The sequence below is a fragment of the Neobacillus rhizosphaerae genome (genome assembly GCF_050477885.1).
Lineage (GTDB): Bacteria > Bacillota > Bacilli > Bacillales > Cytobacillaceae > Neobacillus > Neobacillus rhizosphaerae_A.
On sequence record NZ_JBCNAC010000060.1, the window covers coordinates 87,506 to 107,407 of the forward strand.

The window sequence follows — 19,902 nt, forward strand, 5'->3', positions numbered from 1 at the left end:
GATAACCTAGAATCATACTTAAAAAGGGGAGTGCAGTGAATTGAAAAATGAGCTTATTGAAAGATTTACTTCCTATGTAAAAATCAACACACAATCCGATGAGAGCAGCGAGACCTGTCCATCGACAGAGGGGCAATGGACATTAGCCCAGATGCTCGTCAATGAATTAAAATCCATCGGCATGCAGGACGTAACAATCGACGAGAACGCCTACGTGATGGCGACCTTACCTGCCAACACTGAGAAGGCAACAGTACCGACCATTGGCTTCCTTGCACACGTCGATACAGCCACCGACTTCACTGGAAAAAATGTCAACCCGCAGATCGTCGAAAACTACGGTGGCGGTGAAATCATCTTAAATCAGGCACTAAATGTAGTCATGTCACCAAAGGATTTCCCAAGCCTGCCTACCTATAAAGGACATACATTAATCACTACAGATGGCACAACCCTTCTGGGTGCGGACAACAAAGCGGGCATCACTGAAATCATGACAGCTATGGCGTACCTCATCAACCATCCGGAAATCAAGCACGGTGCCGTCCGCGTTGCGTTCACACCAGACGAAGAAATTGGTAGAGGGCCACATAAGTTTGACGTTGCGGCATTCAATGCGAAGCACGCCTACACAGTTGACGGCGGTCCGCTAGGGGAGTTAGAGTACGAAAGCTTTAATGCTGCGGGAGCAAAGATTATCATTAAGGGCAACAACATTCACCCAGGATCAGCCAAAAACAAAATGGTCAACTCCATGAAAATTGCCATGGAATTACATAGTAAGCTACCGGCAGGGGAGGCGCCAGAGCATACTGAAGGATACGAAGGCTTCTATCATCTGATTTCATTTACCGGTGATGTCGAACTAACAAAGCTGAACTACATTATCCGTGACCATGATCGCGAAACCTTCCAAGCTAGAAAGGCAACTCTTGAAGGCATTGTGAATGAGCTAAAAGAGAAATATGGCGAGGGCACCATCACCCTTGAGCTAAATGACCAATATTACAACATGAAAGAAAAAATTGAACCAGTCATGGAAATCGTTGACATTGCTCACGAAGCGATGGTGAGCTTAGGCATCGAACCAATCACCAAACCAATTCGTGGCGGTACGGACGGCTCACAGCTTTCCTATATGGGACTGCCTACACCGAATATTTTTACCGGCGGCGAAAACTTCCACGGCAAATTTGAGTTCATTTCCGTCGATAACATGATCAAAGCAACTCAGACAGTGGTTGAAATTATCAAGCTTACCGAACAAAAGGCATAAGATCCAAAAAAGCTAATCCATCATAACAAACGGGTTAGCTTTTTTCACATATGAAAAGGGCGGCAGCGCACTGCTCAAGGCTCAAAATCGTCTCTTTAAATTGTCGCTCCAATAGTTCTCTTGGCCACTTGGTATCCTTTGCATTTAAATCTTTTTGAATAAGATGAAGCATCCAAACAGAGAATACAGCAGAGAATAAATGATATTCCTTTAAGAACTGCTCTTCGTCTATTTCAAATTCAACTTGGGCCATATACGCTTCCAAGATTTGTTTTCGAAACTGAGGCGTAATCCTCTTTGGAAAAAGAGGGTGAGACATATCAATGACATGGTACAAATCCCAGTGAGGCGTATTTAAGTGCGTATGCTCCCAATCCAAGACCATCAATCTCTGATCGACAACAGCAAAGTTCCCTACATGCAAATCTCCATGGGATAAAACCAAGCTATTGGAAAACTCAAATGTCTCGAGTGTCGTGTACACTAGCTCAATCAGCCGATGGTCTAATTGCAAGCCTGGCAATTGCTGCATGAAGTCATGTTTCATGTGAAGCACATCTGTTACAATGTCTTCCAAGCGAGGCTTCAGTCCTGTTGACGGAACATGAGCAAGGTTATCAATCGAGAGGGAGTGCCACCAGGCCACCCACTTAATCACACCTAAAACACTTTCCTCATTAAAAGTGTGGGTAAGCGTGCCAAGGTCCTCCAGGATCATCCAATTTAATTCTGGCTGCTCGCTGATGGTATGTAGAATAATTTTAGGAAAAATAGCAGGGAACTGGGGGAGGACATTCTCGTGTACCCACACCTCCTGCCCTAATTGACCATTATTCGTCAAAGGTTTAAAAATATAGCTCACCGTTGGAGACAAATAGAATCTTTCTACAAACCTTCCATTCATCCCTTTATAGAGTGGTTCTTTTCTCAAGATTAATTCATCATTTAACGTGCCGTCGGCGCGGACAATATTAGCAGGCAGCTCCATCAACCCACCACCCTGTTCCTCTATTAATAGTTTCATAGATTTGTTTTTGGAGAACGTTTCTACTATGAATATAATGTTAATCTAACACTCATGGCAAGTAAATTTGCTTGTCAGTAAAAAATCCCCATTATTTATTCATATGATTCCACTTTCCATTTCAATCCAAAATTTTTTTCATATAAATCAAGGTGGGAGACAGCTGATTACATAATTCTTTCACATCTGGTCACACTAACAATGGTTCAGTTTACAAAAGGAGGATAATGCAGATGGATAACAAAAGTACGCATGAATTCGTTGAAGACCTACATGAAAAACAACAAAAAGATGAGAAAAATAAAGAACGCCAAAGTAGGGCACATCAAAGCCAACGGCTGCCAAATAAACAGCACTAATCCGATAAATGCAAACGGCCAGACCCCTGTGCAGGGTCTGGCCGCTTGGCTTCATCACTTATTCATATTCGCCAAAAACCCGCCAAGCAGGTCTTCGATATCTTCTTCTTCATCCTTCTCATCTTCTATAACCTGATCTTCCACTTTTTTAGCGCTATCCCAATCAAACTCGCTAAGATCGTCATCCATATCACTAAAATCGATCGGAGAGGGCGGCTCGTCCACAGTAGCAGCAGTTTCACGAAAACCAACAACTTCTACAGAAGAATCTGGTTGTTTCTCGGGAAATATTTTTTCCTGAAGATATAGGGCTTCCTCAATGTCCAGCGATTGGCTATTTAAAGAGGCAAGTAACGATGTCGCTCGTACAGGGTCCGAAATGAGCTGAAAAAGTATACTTCCCAGCAATGCTTCCGAGTGCTCGTGCTTTAACCAGTCCCTTTGGGCTTTCGTTAATTTATGGGGTAGGGGAATGGTTATGGTTTCTTTTTCTCTTGAATAAGAGTGGCCCACACCCTGCATTACGAATTCGGCAATTTTACTGGAAAAGTTTCTTCGCTCGGTTTCTTTTAATTTTTGCAAATGCTTAACAATATGTTCCGGGGTATCAGAGGGGACGCGAAAGGAAATCGCTTGGCCTCTCTTTATTTCATTTGCAGCAACTTTTTTCATAGCATCACCTTATTAACTTTTTACTGGTGTTTTATCTGGTGTTGCTTGTTGTTTTTCCGTTTTTCTCACATAGTCCATGATTAATTTGTAATACGCATTGGCCATCATCCAAATACTTTCTTTTTCATCCTCAAAGAAATCAATGTTGTAGCCATCCAAGTTGTTATTTAATGTCTTAAGATATTCTTTTAACACATTGGCCCCGCCTCCAACGAAATAACAGATTTCCGTTTGGGAATTTCGCTGCCATACATTACGTAATACACGGTATTGCTTTTTGGCTAAATCAAGCAAAATTCGGTCAGTGATGTCATGAACACTCGTCCGGCTTCCTTTCACCATAATATGGTTACGGTCATTTTTCTTCGTGATAATTTCTACCACATCGCGGCGACTATCAAGCTCGACCCCGTGCTTCGTTCGAATCTCTTCACGAATGGCTTCTAGTGATTCAGACACTCCTAGGTTGAACCCTTGGGCTTTATCATCATCTACATTTCGATTTTTGATTACGGCAATATCAGTTGATAATCCACCAATATCCTGGATTAAAATGCGTTTATCAAGTAAGTCCTTATTGATAATTTTCCCGCTATTATCCATAACAAGGTTAATGTAAGCAGCAAATCCTTCAGGATAAACCTTTACTTCATCAAATTTTATATTCACCTTTAGTCCTTGGTATTTTGGGGTTACGAGAAATTCAACTTGATGAACGGAGCCTATAAGTTTTGAACGGTAACCGGCATCTTTGCCTTCCTTTACCTCGCGTAGGGGGAGACCGGTCCCTAATGTATAGTTCGCATCAATCACATTTTTTGTTTTAGCAAAAGGAGTTCCTTCCTTTACTGCATCCAATGCCAAAGTAGCAAACAACATGACGAGTGTTTGATCTTCCTCGGACTTGCTGCTTCCAGGGTCTAATTCAGTAGCGTTGTTACTTTTGGTTGCTAAATGACCAATACGGTAAATGGCATTATTCTCCTTCAGGGCAGGGGAGTGTACCTTGATGTGAATTCCATCTAATGGGTTCTTATTATCTAGTTCCTCAATCCCGATTACAGGACGGTCCTCTGTGTCTCTAGCTATAATATTAGGAATATTTAATTCATACTCTAACTCCCCGAAAATGGCTTTAATTGAGTCATTTCCAACATCTACTGCTGCAACTCTGGACTTAGTCATAAACATCATCATTCCTTTTCATTTAATAGATTTATTCTTAAACTCTAGCTTCTTTCTATAAGGCTAAAGTAGATTAATAGATTGTTCAATGAGACTGACCGAAAAGAAATATAAGTGTAAAGAAGTAAACAACATGTAAACTTCGCGAATGAAGTATACCTTTTTGTAAACAAAATAAGCAAAGCTGTACACATGTTGATACACATAGAAGTAAACAACTTTGTATACTTGTAAACACTTTTGTAAACAAAATGTATACAAAAAGTATACGTGTGTACAGCTTTGTAAACAGCGCTGAATTATTACAAATATTACATTGACATCACCCTCTAATCGTAAATGGAAATGGAGGATCATAACCAATATTACTTCGGCGAAGAAAATAAAAACCTAAAGCATTATTTGCTTTAGGTCATAGTAGTGGTAAATGTAGGGGGCCTTTAATGTTCTGTACGTTGTTTTCCTTCTTCTGTTACAGCAAAGCTCCGTTTCATGGACTTGATTTTCTCAGGTTTACGAAATCTTAGCGCGGACCAGTCCTCATCAATAGCAATATGTCTTACAGGTTCGTAGCCTTCCTCTGCAAGCAAATACATGACTGTTTCACGGCTGCAGTCCGCGCCCTTATAGTTCTTAGAAGATTTCTTCGGATAACAGAGCCAAAATAAACCATCATCCTTCACACTGCCTTCCACACTCTTAGCAAAGGCTTGGAGTTCTTCATTACTTGTCCCAAAAACTTGAACAAAGTCATAACCCTCAGGATTTACAGCCTTATTATGTACTTCACCTTCGAACAGCGCCATTACTTCTTCGTAAGCCTTTGGTGCATTGATCACTAACACGGCTTGTCCCTGGTCTTTAAACTGCAGCTTTTTAATAACCGACACGTCGTTTCATTCCCTTCCATTGCTTTTCCTTTATTAATTTTAGCATTAGGAATGCATTGATTCATCATGAAAAAAATAGAGGCACCTTCATTAAAAGGTGCCTTTGCCTTTATCCTATTCTCTGATTACTGCATTACCTTCCAGAATTCACCTGCAACCACTTGATAGCCTGTTAAACTTAGGTGAATATTCTGTGGGTTTGGCAGGTATTCTGCGAAATTAGCGGTATTGATGACTTGAGCCGTTGGAACGAAAGTATCACCATGTTGGACCGCTGCCGCTTGAATTTGCCCATTAAAACCGGTTAAAATTGGAAGCAACTGTGCCTGTTGTGCTTCCGGAAGATATGGGAATGGGTTGTAATAGCCCATTACATATACTTTTACCTTTGGATTTAAACCGTCGATTGTGGTTAAAATTCCGTTTAATTTTGCTGCTATTGTTCCAATCGCTACTGGTGCATCAGCAGGATTTTTTTGAATATCCGGAAGAACTGCAAGCAGATCATTTGCCCCAATATCAATTGTAAGATGTGTGGCTTCCTTAATTTCTTTTTGGACCTCTGGCTTTGCTAGATCAGCAATCACATCATCTGTTTTATAACCTGAAACCCCTAAGTTATCGAAATCAAGTAATTGATAAGACTTTGTAAAGTTCTCTGCGATATAGTTCGGATAACCCCAGTTAGGATCCACTCCATTTACCGGTTTACTATCTTCTCCTAATGGAGTCATACCAGCTGCTAAGGAATCCCCTAACGCTACATACTCAACTTGAATCCATGCGCCATCAGCACCTAGCTTATAGCCGTTAATAACTGTATTTGCAGCCATTAAGCCATTGCTGTTGAAATAGTACCATTTTCCTTCAATTTCCTTCCAGCCTGTAATCATTGCGCCATTACTGTTTAGGAAGTACTTTGAACCTGATAATTCTAACCAGCCCGTTTTCATGGCTCCACTTTTTTCTAAATAGTACCATTGGCCTTTTACTAACGCCCAACCTGTTTTCATCACACCATTAGTCTGAAGATAATACCAATCATCCCCATCTTTAAGCCAGCCTATTTTCATGGCACCTGACGATTGAAGATAGTACCATTTATTTTTTTCCTTAATCCAGCCTGTTTTCATCGCACCAGATGAATCGAGATAGTACCACTTTCCACCATCAGACAACCAGCCCTTTTTCATGGCTCCATTTTTATCTAAATAGTACCACTTTCCGTTATAGGATAACCAACCAGTCTTCATGACACCCGATCCGTCAAAGTAGTACCATGTGCTGCCTTGGGAAAACCAGCCTGTTTTAGCTGCTCCATTCACATAGTAATACCATTTGCCACCATTCAACACCCAGCCATTTGTACTTACAGAGTAACCATTGGCTTTGGCAATGGAGTCAAAGCTGCTGCTAGAATAAGTGATAATGACTGTTGTATAAAGTTGAACTTGATCATACAGCCAACGAACTTCTTCATTATGCATTCGTACACAGCCGGAGCTGACATATTTTCCAATAGAGCTTTCATTGTTGTTACCATGGATACCATACGTTGTTCCATATGTACCTCTTGCTTCTAATCCCATCCATCGATCACCCAGTGGGTTTCGTGGGTCTCCTCCAGGAATTCCTCCCGTGTAATAGGGACGATTTTTAATCTTTGTGACAATCCTAAATTTCCCTTCAGGGGTTAGATCTCTCGACCTCCCTGTAGCTACCCTAAATGTTTTTACTAGTTTCCCATTATCGTAAAATGCTAGGGTGTTCGTTTTCTTGTTGATAATAATTAATTGTGAACTTGCAGCCTCTGAGTGCGGCAGGTTAAAGAAAAAGATACTAAATAAGAGTACAAAAATGACTGATAATTTTTTCATATCTATCTCCTCACTAATGGTAATTACTAATAAATTAACATTTTAGAACTACTTTTTTTGTCAGAATTTGGAGGAGAACCCGTAGTTTTTTAGTATTTTTTTAAAAAAATAGTAAAATAGTCTTTGAATCGTTCGACATTCTGTTTTTTTATGTTAAAAACGACCAAAATAGTAAAAAAAGCATCCATATGTAAGGATGCTTAAAAAAATTAGTAAAGTTTTTCAACGATGGTTTCGATTTCTTTGTTTGTTGGAATTCTTGGATTGGTTGCCGTACAACCGTCCTTCAATGCTGCTTCACTGATAGCAGCCAATGCTGACATCACTTGTTCTTTTTTCAGACCGCATGCCCGCAAGCTCGTTGGCATTTGAAGCTCTCTTTTTAATTGGTTAATATGCTGAATCAGACTATTAATACCGACTCGAACGTTTGCTGCTGAGAGACCTGATACTCTCGCTAGTTGAGCATATTTTTTTGCTGCCGCACTAAAAGATTGGTGAGTTAACCCTTGCAGCCCGGCATTATATTCAATAACAGGTGTCAGTAAAAGCGCATTCATTCTTCCATGTGGAATATGAAATTGTGCACCACACACATGGGCAATACTGTGATTGATTCCTAACCCAACCATATTAAAAGCTAATCCTGCTAAACACGAAGCGTGATGAACTTTCTCCCGTGCCTCTAAATCATTACCGTCCTTATAACAGCGCGGCAAATAATCAAAAATAAGCTGAACAGCTTTTTCTGCAAAAGCATCCGAGAAATCATTTGCCTTCGTTGATACATATGCCTCAATCGCGTGGGTTAAGACATCCATTCCTGTATCGGCTGTAACAGCTGGAGGTACAGACTTAACAAGATGGGTATCTAAAATCGCCTCATCTGGTAATAAAGCATCAGAAACGAGTGGATGCTTCACATGATTTACTTCATCCGTAATAACCGAGAAGGACGTCACTTCTGTTCCTGTGCCGCTTGTTGTCGGAATGGCAATAAATTTCATATCCTTTTGCTGCGTTGATAATCTAATCGCAAAATCTTTCATCGCCTTGGCTGCATCAATAGCTGAACCTCCGCCAATCGCTATCAGTACACTAGGATTGAACTCCTGAATCACTTTTACTCCTGCTGCCACTGTTTCAATCGGAGGATCTGGAACGATATCACTGAAAATTTGATACTCATTATCTTTAGACTGAAGTCGCTTGGTCACTTCTACTGTCATTCCAGACTTTTCTATAAAGGGGTCAGTAACAATAAAAATGCGTTCCGCTGTTATTTGGGTGAGTCGGTCTAATGCATTTTCCCCAATAAAAATCTTTGTTCGAAAAGATATCTCTTCCATTCAAATTCTCCTTGGAATATAGTCAAATAAGGGATCTCCTATTACTAATCTACTAATTTTACTATACTATTAGGTCTGACCTGATTCAAATGACATTTTCGTGTATAAGAGGGTGTCAGGCACCAATGGGAAGCTTGAAAATCCAACCATTGTCCGTTATTCTTAATCATACAATTATCCACTTAAGGGTGTGTCGTACTATGCGTATTAATAAGTTTATTAGTGAATCTGGAAAGTCTTCAAGGCGTGGAGCGGATAAATTAATTAGTGAGGGGAGAATCACCATTAATGGAAAGGTGGCACAAATCGGGAGCCAGGTTGAGCCTGGAGATGATGTGCGAATTGATGGCAGTCCCATTAAGGTCACAAACAATTATGTATATATCGCTTTAAATAAGCCTGTTGGTATTACTAGTACAACCGAACGGCATGTAAAGGGCAATATTGTTGATTTCGTTAATCATCCTTTACGAATATTTCATATTGGGCGACTGGATAAAGAGTCAGAAGGGTTAATCCTGCTTACGAACGATGGCGATATCGTCAACGAGATTTTACGTGCGGAAAATAAACATGAGAAAGAGTATATTGTCACTGTGGACAAGCCAATTACCCCTGAATTTTTAAAAAGGATGTCTGAGGGAGTAGAGATCCTAAATACCAAAACACTCCCTTGTAAGGTGACACAGCTATCTAAATATGTCTTTCAAATTATTTTAACTCAAGGGCTTAACCGCCAAATTCGACGGATGTGTTCAGCTCTCGGTTACCAAGTGGTTAGACTTCAGCGAACTCGAATCATGAATATCCATTTAGGAAATTTGCCCGTTGGACAATGGCGGGACTTATCTAAAAAAGAACGCAATCAATTATTCCTAGAGCTTAACTATGAACCAAAAGAATGGTAATTGAGGGGAGAACACAATGATTCAAACAGACTCAAACATGTCCAAGATAGAAATGATGGATCACTACCTGAAATCCTATGAAGGAAACTTTGGTTATACAGAGGTGCGTCATATCGTCAAATCTCTATTCGGGCTTGATTTAGAGACAAAAACGGTGATCTCTAGAGAATTTATAACATCTTTGTCATTTGGAGAAGCTTCCCATTCAGCCAGATCAGCATTAGATAGTTACATCCATCAACAGGAGAAAGAGTTATCTGGTGCAGACATTCGCAAAACAATCAATGCACTTTTTGGCATTAATTTAGATGCTATTTCTTCCTTAGAGCGAGCGAGAATTTCCATCTATTCAAAGGGACAGTGGGTCGTTCAAAAAGAAAATGACTTATTTGTTGTACATACAGGCCCAGGAGACATCGATGTCAAAATCTATCCAACTGAGTATTTTGCTGAAAAAACAGGACTATCGGGGGTTCCGATAGAATTACAACAAGCATTAACAGGACTCGGCTACAGCTACGATAAAGAAAACACCTGTAGCTTTTTCAGTAACCCTACAGGTGAAGCGGTACAGGATGAATTTAAAGGCCTGACCATGGGAGCCATTATGAAAGCCATTCAGGTTCATTATTCTTATCTGTAAAAAAAATCATATAGGGTTTCCCTATATGATTTTTCCTTTTTATTTCCCAAAGGATGATAAAAACTTGACCCGGTCACCCATCGGTGGAACATTATTATCTGTCAACGCTATTTCTAGCAAGGCAGGTCCCTTTAGATCTAATAAGCTGTTAATGACATTCTGATTAAGGTCATCTAGAGCAGAAACTCTAAAGCTTGGAATATTCATTGCAGCTGCCATTGCACTAATATTGATTGACTCCTGTTCAAAGGATGGATGGGTACGGTTGAATTGTAATGAATGTCCGTGATACACCATTCCTAAACGAGCATTATTCATGACGACAAACAAAATAGGAAGGTTATTTTCTTTCGCTGTTAAAATTTCCATTCCATGCATGAAAAAGCAGCCATCCCCAGTAATACATACGACAGGGCGTTCAGGTTCAGCTAGTTTACTTCCGATAGCTGATCCAATTCCAGTCCCCATAGCGCCAAAATGAACATTTATATTAAAACTATCCGAATCGATTACCTTCATATAATGAATGACATAGGACATAAATTCGCCAATATCAATAGTATATCTAGTAGATGAAGGTAAGCAGTTTTGAAGAGTTAACAAGACATTTTTCGTATTATACTCTTCCATATTCAGAACAGTATCTTCCCGCTTTTCAACGACACACTTTCGCTCTTTCCTCGTTACCCCAAGCGTTCTTAATTCTTCTATTAAAAATAATAAGCTTAAATGAATATCACCTAAAATTGGCAAATCAATGGGGTATTTTCGATTAAATACGGTTTGGTCGAAATCCATTTGTACGGTGAAGCGATTCTTTGTTAAGCTGCCATTATAGTTATTGGTCGCCGTTTCACCTAAGCTTGAGCCAATAATTAATAAAGCTTCGCCATCACCTTCCGTGATTAATTTCGATGCAGCCTCATGTCCGGCAAAACCGAACACTCCTACTAAAAGCGGATGGTCTTCAGGGATGTATCCCTTTGCTTGCGGCGTAGTCACAATCGGCCAATCTAGCATTTCTGCTAACTCTATTAATTGCTCCGTAGAGTTTCTCATTCCCTGTCCTGCAAAAATATAGCCCTTCTCTCTAACCAGCAGTTCTTTCGCAGCCATTTTTATGAAATCAAGCTCCGGGACAATTGGATTTCTCTTAGGTGGATTCGGGATATCATGATCTTGTACTTGTTCGTGTTGAATATCAATTGGTATCGCAATATGGACAGGACCAGGCACACCTGATAATGCTATTTCCGTAGCTATTACTACTTGGTTTAGTAACTCACTGGAATCCTTAACTGTTACACTATATTTAGTAACCGAACGGAAGATAGGTTCGGCATCTAGTTCCTGGGAGGCATTTAGTCCTTCTGTGTTGACAGGTACAGCACCCGTTATAAACAACACAGGTAAATGTTCTCTCATGGCGTTCGCCGCACCTGTTACTAAATTGGTTCCTCCTGGCCCACTGCAACCGATGACAACACTTAATTGATCACTATATTTTGCGTAAGCTGCAGCCATGTAAGAAGCTGCGCCTTCATGCTTCGTGACAATTGGTGTGATTTCGGGCATATCATATAATTCATCAAATAATGCATTGACTGAACCCGCCGGAATACCAAAAATATGTTTTACCCCATACCCTTTTAAATATTCTAATACACTACGTGCTGCCTTCATGACAATCCCTCTTTTCACTTATCTTTATCTACTGTAGAGAAAAAGTTTTGTATTATTTCCTGAGCTGTTACTGGTCGGCTGAAAAAATAACCTTGCATCATATAACAATTTCGAGCGGCTAAAAATTCTGCCTGTTCCTTCGTCTCGACACCTTCAGCAATGACATTGAGGCTTAAATTTTGAGCCAACATAATAATTGTATTGGTGATGGCTGCATCATCATTGGTCATGTCTTGTACAAAGGACTTATCAATTTTCAATGTATCAATTGGAAGGTTCTTCAAATAACCTAGTGAAGAATAACCTGTTCCAAAATCGTCAATGGCAATATTAATACCTAAACCTTTTAATTTCTTCATGGTCTTTAAGGTTAACTCAGTATTTTTAATAATTAAATTTTCAGTAAGCTCTAGGTGTAAATACTCAGGCGATAGTTCAACCTTTTTTAAAGCATTTTTGACAATCGAGAACAAGTTGTTCTGTTCAAACTGTCGTACGGAAAGATTTACAGACATACTGATAAAAGGATATCCTTGGTCATGCCATTCCTTTACCTGTCTGCAAGCCTCCTTCAGCACCCATTCACCAATAGGCACAATTAAACCCGTTTCTTCCGCAATCGGAATAAATTGATCTGGTGCAATCATGCCATGCTTTGGGTGATTCCAACGAAGTAAGGCTTCTACTCCTTCTAGCTTTTTCGTTTGATAATTTATTTGCGGCTGATAATACAATACTAATTCTTTCTGTTCTAACGCCTTATACAAGGCATTCTCAAGTTTAATCGTCTCAAACGTTCGTGTATCCATTCCCTCACTAAAGAAATGATAACTATTACCCGAAATTTCCTTCGATTTATACATTGCCGTATCAGCATTTTTTATTAAAATTTCTGTTGTATCACCATTATCAGGGAACAAACTGATCCCAATGCTTGTTTTAATATAGATTTCATTATCTATTAAGTTAAAAGGCTTTGAAAATGAATCGATGACTCGATTCACTACCTTTAACACTTCATTTTCATTCTTAATATTAGGTAAATAAATCGTAAATTCATCGCCACCCTGCCTTGATACGGTGGCTGTTTTTGGCACACAGTTACTCAAACGCCCGGCAACCTCACGTAGCAACAGATCCCCAAAGCTATGACCAAGGGTGTCATTGACGAACTTAAACCGGTCTAAATCCAAGTAGAGAACGGCTAGTTTTTCTCCATTCATCTGCGCGTAAGTAATTCCTTGATTAAGCCTGTCTTTTAACAGCACTCTATTTGGTAATTCTGTTAAACTATCAAAATAGGCATGGTACTTAATCTCTTCTTCCAATTGTTTCCTTTGGGTGATGTCCTTAAAGGTAACAACTTCCCCTACAATGTTGTCACCCTCTTTAATAGGAGTAATTACATATTCAACCGGGAAGCTAGATTTGTCTTTTCGGATGAACCTATCATCTTTATAATAATGATCCCAGTTTCCATCAAAAGTGGGGGGCACATTATTTTGTCCATTTTGGTCATTTCCATTTGAAAAAATTCCCGTGGCAGATTTCCCTATTAAATCGCCTTTTGCCTCGTAGCCTAACATGGAAGCTCCCGCAGGATTACAAAAAGTAATATTTCGCTCAAGATCTAACCCAAATATTCCATCACCCGCAGAGTTAAGAATCAATTCCTTTTCACGGCTAAGCTGTTTTAACTCAGTCACAACTTTTTCAAGTTCTTGATTTTTCTCCGTTATTTCTGAAGTTCTCTCCTCAATAATGACTTCTTGTTTCTCCATATATAAGAGGTTCGATAATGTGGAGGCTGTCGCATCAACAATGGATTGAGCCAGCTGTATTTGCGTTTCGGAAAAAGAGAAATGATCCTCACCAAGATCGACAACAGAAATTTGCCCTAACACTTCACCCATAGAAACTAAGGGAATCATAAAAAGACCTTTCATCCCGAAATTGCGGCATACATCATGGTTCGGTCTTTTATCTGCATATACATCTGGAATGAGGATTGGTTTTTTTGTTTCAATAACCTCTTGCATCACCGCATCATTGCTTTGGTCAATTTTTATTTTTTCATGGGTCCTAATCCATTCTTCTTCAGTCCAGTCACTATCTTTACTTAATTTCGCCGGCCGAATTTTTTTTTCTGCTAAAGGATCGAGCAGGTGAACCCCTATATTGTAATTATCTAATACCTTTCCTATGTAGGAAAAACACGTATCTAGGCTTTCTTGCATGGAAGAACACATCGATAAATCACGTGTTACATCAAGAAGCAATTGCTTTTCTGAAATAAGATTCTCTTTATGTGTTAAGTTGTTGGCATTTTGAATGGCAACAGCAGCCATATTGACGTAGGCTTCGACGGTTTGAATTTCATTCTCTGTTAAATTCATCGGAGTTCCATAATCAAATAAAAAAACCAAGCCAAATAGCTCTTCTTCGAAAGAGATGGGAAGAACTAATAATGATTTAATTTGAAATCCCTCCACAGCCCTTGGATCAGGTCGATCATCCTTTGAAGTGTCAGGTATATAAATGGCCTTGTTTGTTTCAATTACTTCTTTTGCTAACAAATCATATTCCGTATCTATGATATGCATATCCAATGTCCAGCCATTAATTACTTCCGGCTTACCTACATATCCTCTGAATTTCCCATCCTCCTGTGGTAAATAAATCCCAACAGAATCACATTGAACGATTTCTTCTGAGATGGCGATTGTTACTTGCTCCAATACTTCGCGTAAATCAAGCTTCGTATTAATCATTTTAGTTATATTGGCTAGTCGTGAATATCTTGTCTGCTCCTTTAACATTCAAACACTCCCGGTCATACTTTTTCGACAAATTTCCCTATGTTTTTCATTCTACACTAGGTCCCTATTCATTTAATACAGGGATTACATATTTATCATAAATTTTCCTTATTTCCATACTTTTTACCTACTTTATAACCATAAACTAATCTTAGGATTTAGTAAGTTAGTACTACAAAAAAAGAACCCACAAGAATGGGGTTCAGAATAATAATTTATAGGCCTAACGAAATATATTTTACTTCTAAATACTCTTCAATCCCGTGATGTCCTCCCTCACGACCGAGGCCACTTTGTTTGAATCCACCAAATGGAGCTTGCGGGGTGGATGGTAAACCATCATTTAGACCAATAATGCCATATTCTAATCCTTCCGCAATTCGAATCGCTTCAGAAATATTTTCTGAGAATACGTAAGCGGCAAGACCAAAAATGGAGTTATTAGCACGTAAAATCACTTCATTTACGCTTGTATAGGAGGTAACAGGAGCCAAAGGACCAAAGGTTTCCTCCGTCATGCAAAGCATATCATCGTTCACATTCGAAAGGACAGTTGGCTCAAAGAAAAGACCGTTGGCTATTTTTCCGCCTGTCTCTAGCTTTGCACCTTTTTCGACCGCATCATTTACATGCTTTTCTACTTTTGCAATAGCAGCTTCATCAATTAGCGGACCAATTTCAATCCCCTCATCTAGTCCATTTCCGATTCGTAATTCCTTTACTTTCGCTGTAAATCTTTGTGTGAATTCCTCTTGACGATCCGCATGAACATAAATTCTATTCGAGCATACACAGGTTTGCCCTGCGTTACGGAACTTTGCCGCAATCACACCATTTACTGCTTTGTCCATATCAGCATTTTTTGTAATAATGACTGGCGCGTGTCCACCTAGTTCAAGTGAAATTTTCTTCACTGTTTCTGCCGAGCCGCGCATCAGTAGTTTTCCTACTTCCGTTGATCCCGTAAAAGTAAGCTTACGTACACGTTTATCTTCTAGTAAAACCGCCCCAATTTCCTTTGCATCCCCTGTAATGACATTAATAACTCCCTTAGGAATCCCTGCTTTTTCAGCTAGTTCAGCAAGCTTTAAAGCAGTAAGGGGCGTTTGCTCTGCCGGCTTCACCACAACCGTACAACCTGCAGCTAAAGCAGGTGCCACCTTGCGTGTAATCATCGCAGCGGGGAAATTCCAAGGTGTAATAGCCCCTACCACACCAACTGGCTGCTTAAGCACAAATAAACGTTTATTGCGCTGCGTCGCTGGAATGGTCTCTCCATATATACGTTTACCTTCTTCCGCATACCAGGCAAGGAATCCATTCGCATATTGGACCTCACCAAGCGCTTCCTTCAAGGGTTTGCCTTGCTCAATCGTCATCGTTCTCGCTAAGTCCAGTTCATTTTCTTTAATCAGCTCATACCATGCACGAATATAATCGCTTCGTTCATAGGCCGACAGTGCCGCCCATTCAGGAAAGGCCTCATTTGCTGCATCAACAGCGTGTCTCGCTTCGTTTCTCCCTCCGAAGGGAACCGTTGCAATAACCTCGTTCGTTGCTGGATTATTCACTTCAATCACTGGAAGATCATTGCCAATCCACTCACCATTGCAATACATTAAGTATTTTTCCATTATGATTCTCCTTTTTTTTTTATTTTCTCAATCATTAAGTATTTGATGATTGTTTCATCACTTTTTTCCTCGGTTAATAAGCAGATCGATAGATTTGTTCAATATCTAATTTAGACAGCAGACGTGGGTTATTTTTTAATAACCGATTATTTTTACTCGCATCTTCAGCCATATCCGGGATGGCTTCCTCAGGAATATGAAAGGCATGTAACCCCTTTGGTATATTAACCTCAGAACATAACCGTTTCATGGCTTGCACTGCTTTATCTGCTGCTTCACTATCCGATAATCCATCCGTTTTTTCGCCAAGTGCTTCAGCAATGTCCCGGAATCGTTCGACACAGCTAATTTTGTTCCATTCCATCACAAATGGAAGCAACAAAGCATTGCTGACTCCGTGGGCGATATGATATCTGCCGCCTAATGGATACGCAAGTGCATGTACTGCTCCCACACCTGCATTTCCAAATGCCATACCGGCCATTAAACTGGCAGTTGCCATTTGTTCACGTGCTTCCACATTGTTAGGATTGGCGTATGCCTTCGGTAAGCTCTTGCCAATCATTTTCATAGCTCCAATGGCGAGTGCATCCGTAATTGGTGAAGCATTTACAGATATATAGGCTTCTATCGCATGGACAAGCGCATCAATTCCACTTGCTGATGTAACAGAGGGAGGCATAGTCAATGTCATTTCCGGAGCAACGATTGCCACATCTGGAAGTAAATAGTCACTAACGATTCCCTTTTTCAGCTGTGCGTCCTTATCGGAAAGAATCGAAATATTGGTTACTTCAGATCCTGTTCCAGCTGTTGTTGGAATAGCAATAATCGGTGCCCCTTTTACAGGAACTAAATCTGTTCCCACTAGCTCAATTAGATTTCCTTCAAATGGAGAAAAGGCAGAAACAGCCTTTGCGGTATCTATGGCACTTCCACCACCAACTGCAATCAATCCATCATGCATGCCTTTTCTAAAAACTTCTGTACATTCTTCTACAACATAAAATTCAGGTTCAGGTTCCACACCTGTAAAAACCCCATAGGAAATCCCTTTTAAAAGTGATTGAATCTTTTCAATCACACCTATTTTTTGCAAAATTTCATCCGTAACAATTAATGGATTCTTCATTCCAAGACGCTCAACTTCTTGTAAAAGACATTCAGTTGCTCCATTCCCCGTAATTAATTTGTTAGCAATCTTAAAAGTTGAAATATTCACAAAAAACTCCCCCTTTACTATATGATATCTCGTATGAATAAAATGAGGAATTGTAATGCCTTATATTTCAATCGATATTTTCTTTAAATACACCAAAAAAACCGTACCTATTTATGGTACGGTTCTCCGTAATGAATCTAAATGAGGTTTTCAAGTTTTAATTGATGTTAGTTTTAATATATTTTATATGATAAATTATAATGTGAATAAGTATGTATACTTTCATAAAGTGATTAATAGGAGACGGTGTAGTGTGAGGTTAGTGTCATTAAGTAGGTGTAAAGCAGGGACAGAGTTAGCCAAATCAATCTATGATAACAATGGCTTAGTTTTACTAGCAGATGGATATAAACTAACGGATAAAGCCATTTCTAGATTAAGACATCTTGGTATTTTTGCGGTATATGTAAAAGACAAATATAGCGATGGTTTAATAGAGGATTTTGGTATTTCACATGAATTAAAACAAAGGTCGTTAGTAGAAATAAAAACTTCCTTTAACAGTTTGAAATCTAATTTAAAATTGACTGGTAGATTTAACCCGAAAATTTTAAAATCATTTCAAAATATATGTGATGATGTGTTATCTGAACTTATTTCAAACAAAAAAACATTGAATTTAATGACATCCGTACAAGTATATGACAATTATCTATATAATCATTCATTTAATGTAATGGTCTATACTTTGCAATTGGCCATAAACTCAGGGGTTAGGCCCAGAGATTTAAATGAATTAGGTATAAGTGGGTTACTTCATGACGTTGGTAAAATGGTGATTCCTATTGAAATTTTAAACAAACCAGAGAAATTAACGGCAGAAGAGTTTCAACTTATTCAAACACACACATCGGTGGGTTATAAATATTTAAAAAAACAGCATGAAATACCTATATTGGCATCCCGTTGTGCATTTGAACACCATGAAAAGATAGATGGTACTGGGTATCCACAAGGATTAAATGGGAAGGATATTCATCCTTATGCAAAAATAATGGCTGTAGCAGATGTATATGATGCAGTAACATCTAGTCGTTCATATAGACCAGCGATGTTGCCACACAAAGGTTTTGAAATTCTCTATAGTGGTGCGGGCACACATTTTGAAACGGAATTGGTCCAAATTTTTAAAAAGTCGGTTATTATGTATCCTGTTGGAATAACAGTAACACTGAGTACTGGTGAAACAGGTTTTGTAGTTGAAAATAATAGTAATTTCCCAGAACGCCCTATTATTCGTGTTATTGAAAAAGATGGTGTAGCTTTACAGGAATCAGAAGTACATGATATCGATATGTTAACAAATTTAACTTCTAATATAGTTTATAGTGATGTGGTTATGTAAAGAAGAGTAACCAAACGCTGTGCTCAAGGAATCGATGCACTAATTCGTTATTCACTATTTTCACAAGCCAAAATAGACAAGTTTATATATATAACTTAGTATTTTGGCTTGTTTCTTATTGTATCTAAAATCCTCATTTACTTATGGTACGGTTCATTTCTATTAATCCGAAAAGCACGATAAATCTGTTCAACCAGAATCAGTCTCATCAACTGGTGGGGGAAGGTCATCCGGGAAAAGGAGAGCTGCTCGTTCGACCTTTTCAACACTTCCTCACTTAACCCTAACGAACCTCCAATCACAAAGGCAATCTTACTTTTGCCGTAAGTTGCTAATTTATCTAACGTATCTGCAAGTTCTTCCGATGATTGCAATTTCCCTTGGATTGCTAAAGCAATCACATATGTATCTGCGCTGATCTTAGCTAGAATTCTTTCTCCCTCTTTTTGCTTCACCTGCACCATTTCTAACCCACTTAATTCTTCTGGCGCTTTCTCGTCAGCCACTTCTACTACATCAATTTTTGCATACGCAGAAAGTCGCTTTACATATTCCTCAATCCCAAGCTTTAAATATTTTTCTTTCAATTTACCAACCGTAACGATCGAGATATTCACAATCCACAACCCTTTTATTTTTATTACAAACAGTTTACAAACAACTTATCCACAGAAGTTATACACATATCCACATTTTCTATCCACATATTGTATGGAATCACTTGTTCGCTACCATATATACAGCTGTATTTTGGCAGTATTCACAACTTGTTGATAAGTTATCCACATCAATTTTTGTTAATACCGGAAAAGTTTCGTATTCATCCACAACCGTATCTAAAGCAACATCTACATGTTCCTCACAACAATAAATCATTTTCCCTTCACCTTCCTAAACCGAATAAATCTGTTATTCCTATTGTTAACTTTATGAGCAGTTGTCATACAACTGCTTAAATAACTCATACATCATACCATAAGAAAAAAAGAAAAGCGCAAGCGCCTTGTTCAGCCCCG

At 39.1% G+C, this 19,902-nt stretch carries 17 protein-coding genes; 5 read left to right on the forward strand and 12 right to left on the reverse strand.

Translation table 11 applies throughout. From position 1 onward, the window contains the following. Positions 1–40 precede the first annotated feature (40 nt). Entirely contained in the window at positions 41–1,276 is a 1,236-nt protein-coding gene (pepT, locus tag ABES03_RS07860; RefSeq protein ID WP_430116620.1) for a peptidase T, read from the forward strand. 34 nt (positions 1,277–1,310) lie between these two features. Here the strand turns inward: pepT and ABES03_RS07865 are convergent, their stop codons facing one another. Then, a complete protein-coding gene (locus ABES03_RS07865) occupies positions 1,311–2,264 on the reverse strand; it encodes a phosphotransferase (RefSeq protein ID WP_430116623.1) in 954 nt (317 codons plus the stop codon). Positions 2,265–2,533: 269 nt separating this feature from the next. Here ABES03_RS07865 and ABES03_RS07870 point away from each other — a divergent pair, with 269 nt between their 5' ends. Then, entirely contained in the window at positions 2,534–2,659 is a 126-nt protein-coding gene (locus tag ABES03_RS07870; RefSeq protein WP_308081715.1) for a DUF4023 domain-containing protein, read from the forward strand. Between the two features lie 54 nt (positions 2,660–2,713). Here the strand turns inward: ABES03_RS07870 and ABES03_RS07875 are convergent, their stop codons facing one another. The 5 genes from ABES03_RS07875 to ABES03_RS07895 all read right to left on the reverse strand — a co-directional run bounded on the left by ABES03_RS07875 (position 2,714) and on the right by ABES03_RS07895 (position 8,632). After that, positions 2,714–3,331, reverse strand: a complete 618-nt coding sequence (locus tag ABES03_RS07875) for a hypothetical protein (protein WP_430116625.1) — start codon at positions 3,329–3,331, stop codon at positions 2,714–2,716. A 12-nt stretch (positions 3,332–3,343) separates the two neighbouring features. Continuing rightward, on the reverse strand, positions 3,344–4,516 hold the full coding sequence (locus ABES03_RS07880) for a ParM/StbA family protein (protein ID WP_430116627.1): 1,173 nt from the start codon (positions 4,514–4,516) through the stop codon (positions 3,344–3,346). Positions 4,517–4,956: 440 nt separating this feature from the next. Continuing rightward, positions 4,957–5,406, reverse strand: coding sequence for a DUF3052 domain-containing protein (locus tag ABES03_RS07885; RefSeq protein ID WP_430116629.1), 450 nt, complete (start codon positions 5,404–5,406; stop codon positions 4,957–4,959). Between the two features lie 125 nt (positions 5,407–5,531). Next, complete coding sequence (locus ABES03_RS07890) at positions 5,532–7,283, reverse strand: L,D-transpeptidase family protein (protein ID WP_430116632.1); 1,752 nt, start codon at positions 7,281–7,283, stop codon at positions 5,532–5,534. A 209-nt stretch (positions 7,284–7,492) separates the two neighbouring features. Next, positions 7,493–8,632: a 1-propanol dehydrogenase PduQ gene (locus ABES03_RS07895; protein WP_430116634.1), complete on the reverse strand. Its 1,140-nt coding sequence runs from the start codon at positions 8,630–8,632 to the stop codon at positions 7,493–7,495. A 200-nt stretch (positions 8,633–8,832) separates the two neighbouring features. Here ABES03_RS07895 and rluF point away from each other — a divergent pair, with 200 nt between their 5' ends. Then, positions 8,833–9,540 carry a 23S rRNA pseudouridine(2604) synthase RluF gene (rluF, locus tag ABES03_RS07900; protein WP_430116636.1) on the forward strand — a complete coding sequence of 236 codons (708 nt, stop codon included), beginning with the start codon at positions 8,833–8,835 and terminating at the stop codon, positions 9,538–9,540. Positions 9,541–9,556: 16 nt separating this feature from the next. Continuing rightward, entirely contained in the window at positions 9,557–10,183 is a 627-nt protein-coding gene (locus ABES03_RS07905) for a hypothetical protein (protein ID WP_430116637.1), read from the forward strand. A gap of 39 nt (positions 10,184–10,222) precedes the next feature. On the opposite strand, the gene ABES03_RS07910 is transcribed toward ABES03_RS07905, so the two are convergent. The 4 genes from ABES03_RS07910 to ABES03_RS07925 form a co-directional block, all read right to left on the reverse strand. Further along, positions 10,223–11,866: a thiamine pyrophosphate-binding protein gene (locus tag ABES03_RS07910; RefSeq protein WP_430116638.1), complete on the reverse strand. Its 1,644-nt coding sequence runs from the start codon at positions 11,864–11,866 to the stop codon at positions 10,223–10,225. Between the two features lie 14 nt (positions 11,867–11,880). Beyond that, complete coding sequence (locus ABES03_RS07915) at positions 11,881–14,685, reverse strand: bifunctional diguanylate cyclase/phosphodiesterase (RefSeq protein ID WP_430116641.1); 2,805 nt, start codon at positions 14,683–14,685, stop codon at positions 11,881–11,883. Positions 14,686–14,900: 215 nt separating this feature from the next. Then, positions 14,901–16,319, reverse strand: coding sequence for an NAD-dependent succinate-semialdehyde dehydrogenase (locus ABES03_RS07920; RefSeq protein WP_430116643.1), 1,419 nt, complete (start codon positions 16,317–16,319; stop codon positions 14,901–14,903). 73 nt (positions 16,320–16,392) lie between these two features. Next, on the reverse strand, positions 16,393–17,541 hold the full coding sequence (locus tag ABES03_RS07925) for an iron-containing alcohol dehydrogenase (RefSeq protein WP_430116646.1): 1,149 nt from the start codon (positions 17,539–17,541) through the stop codon (positions 16,393–16,395). A 253-nt stretch (positions 17,542–17,794) separates the two neighbouring features. Here ABES03_RS07925 and ABES03_RS07930 point away from each other — a divergent pair, with 253 nt between their 5' ends. After that, a complete protein-coding gene (locus tag ABES03_RS07930; protein WP_430116648.1) occupies positions 17,795–18,886 on the forward strand; it encodes an HD-GYP domain-containing protein in 1,092 nt (363 codons plus the stop codon). A 137-nt stretch (positions 18,887–19,023) separates the two neighbouring features. On the opposite strand, the gene rlmH is transcribed toward ABES03_RS07930, so the two are convergent. Then, complete coding sequence (gene rlmH, locus ABES03_RS07935; protein WP_430116651.1) at positions 19,024–19,503, reverse strand: 23S rRNA (pseudouridine(1915)-N(3))-methyltransferase RlmH; 480 nt, start codon at positions 19,501–19,503, stop codon at positions 19,024–19,026. A 100-nt stretch (positions 19,504–19,603) separates the two neighbouring features. Then, positions 19,604–19,762 carry a CxxH/CxxC protein gene (locus ABES03_RS07940; protein WP_309857273.1) on the reverse strand — a complete coding sequence of 53 codons (159 nt, stop codon included), beginning with the start codon at positions 19,760–19,762 and terminating at the stop codon, positions 19,604–19,606. Positions 19,763–19,902: the final 140 nt, after the last annotated feature.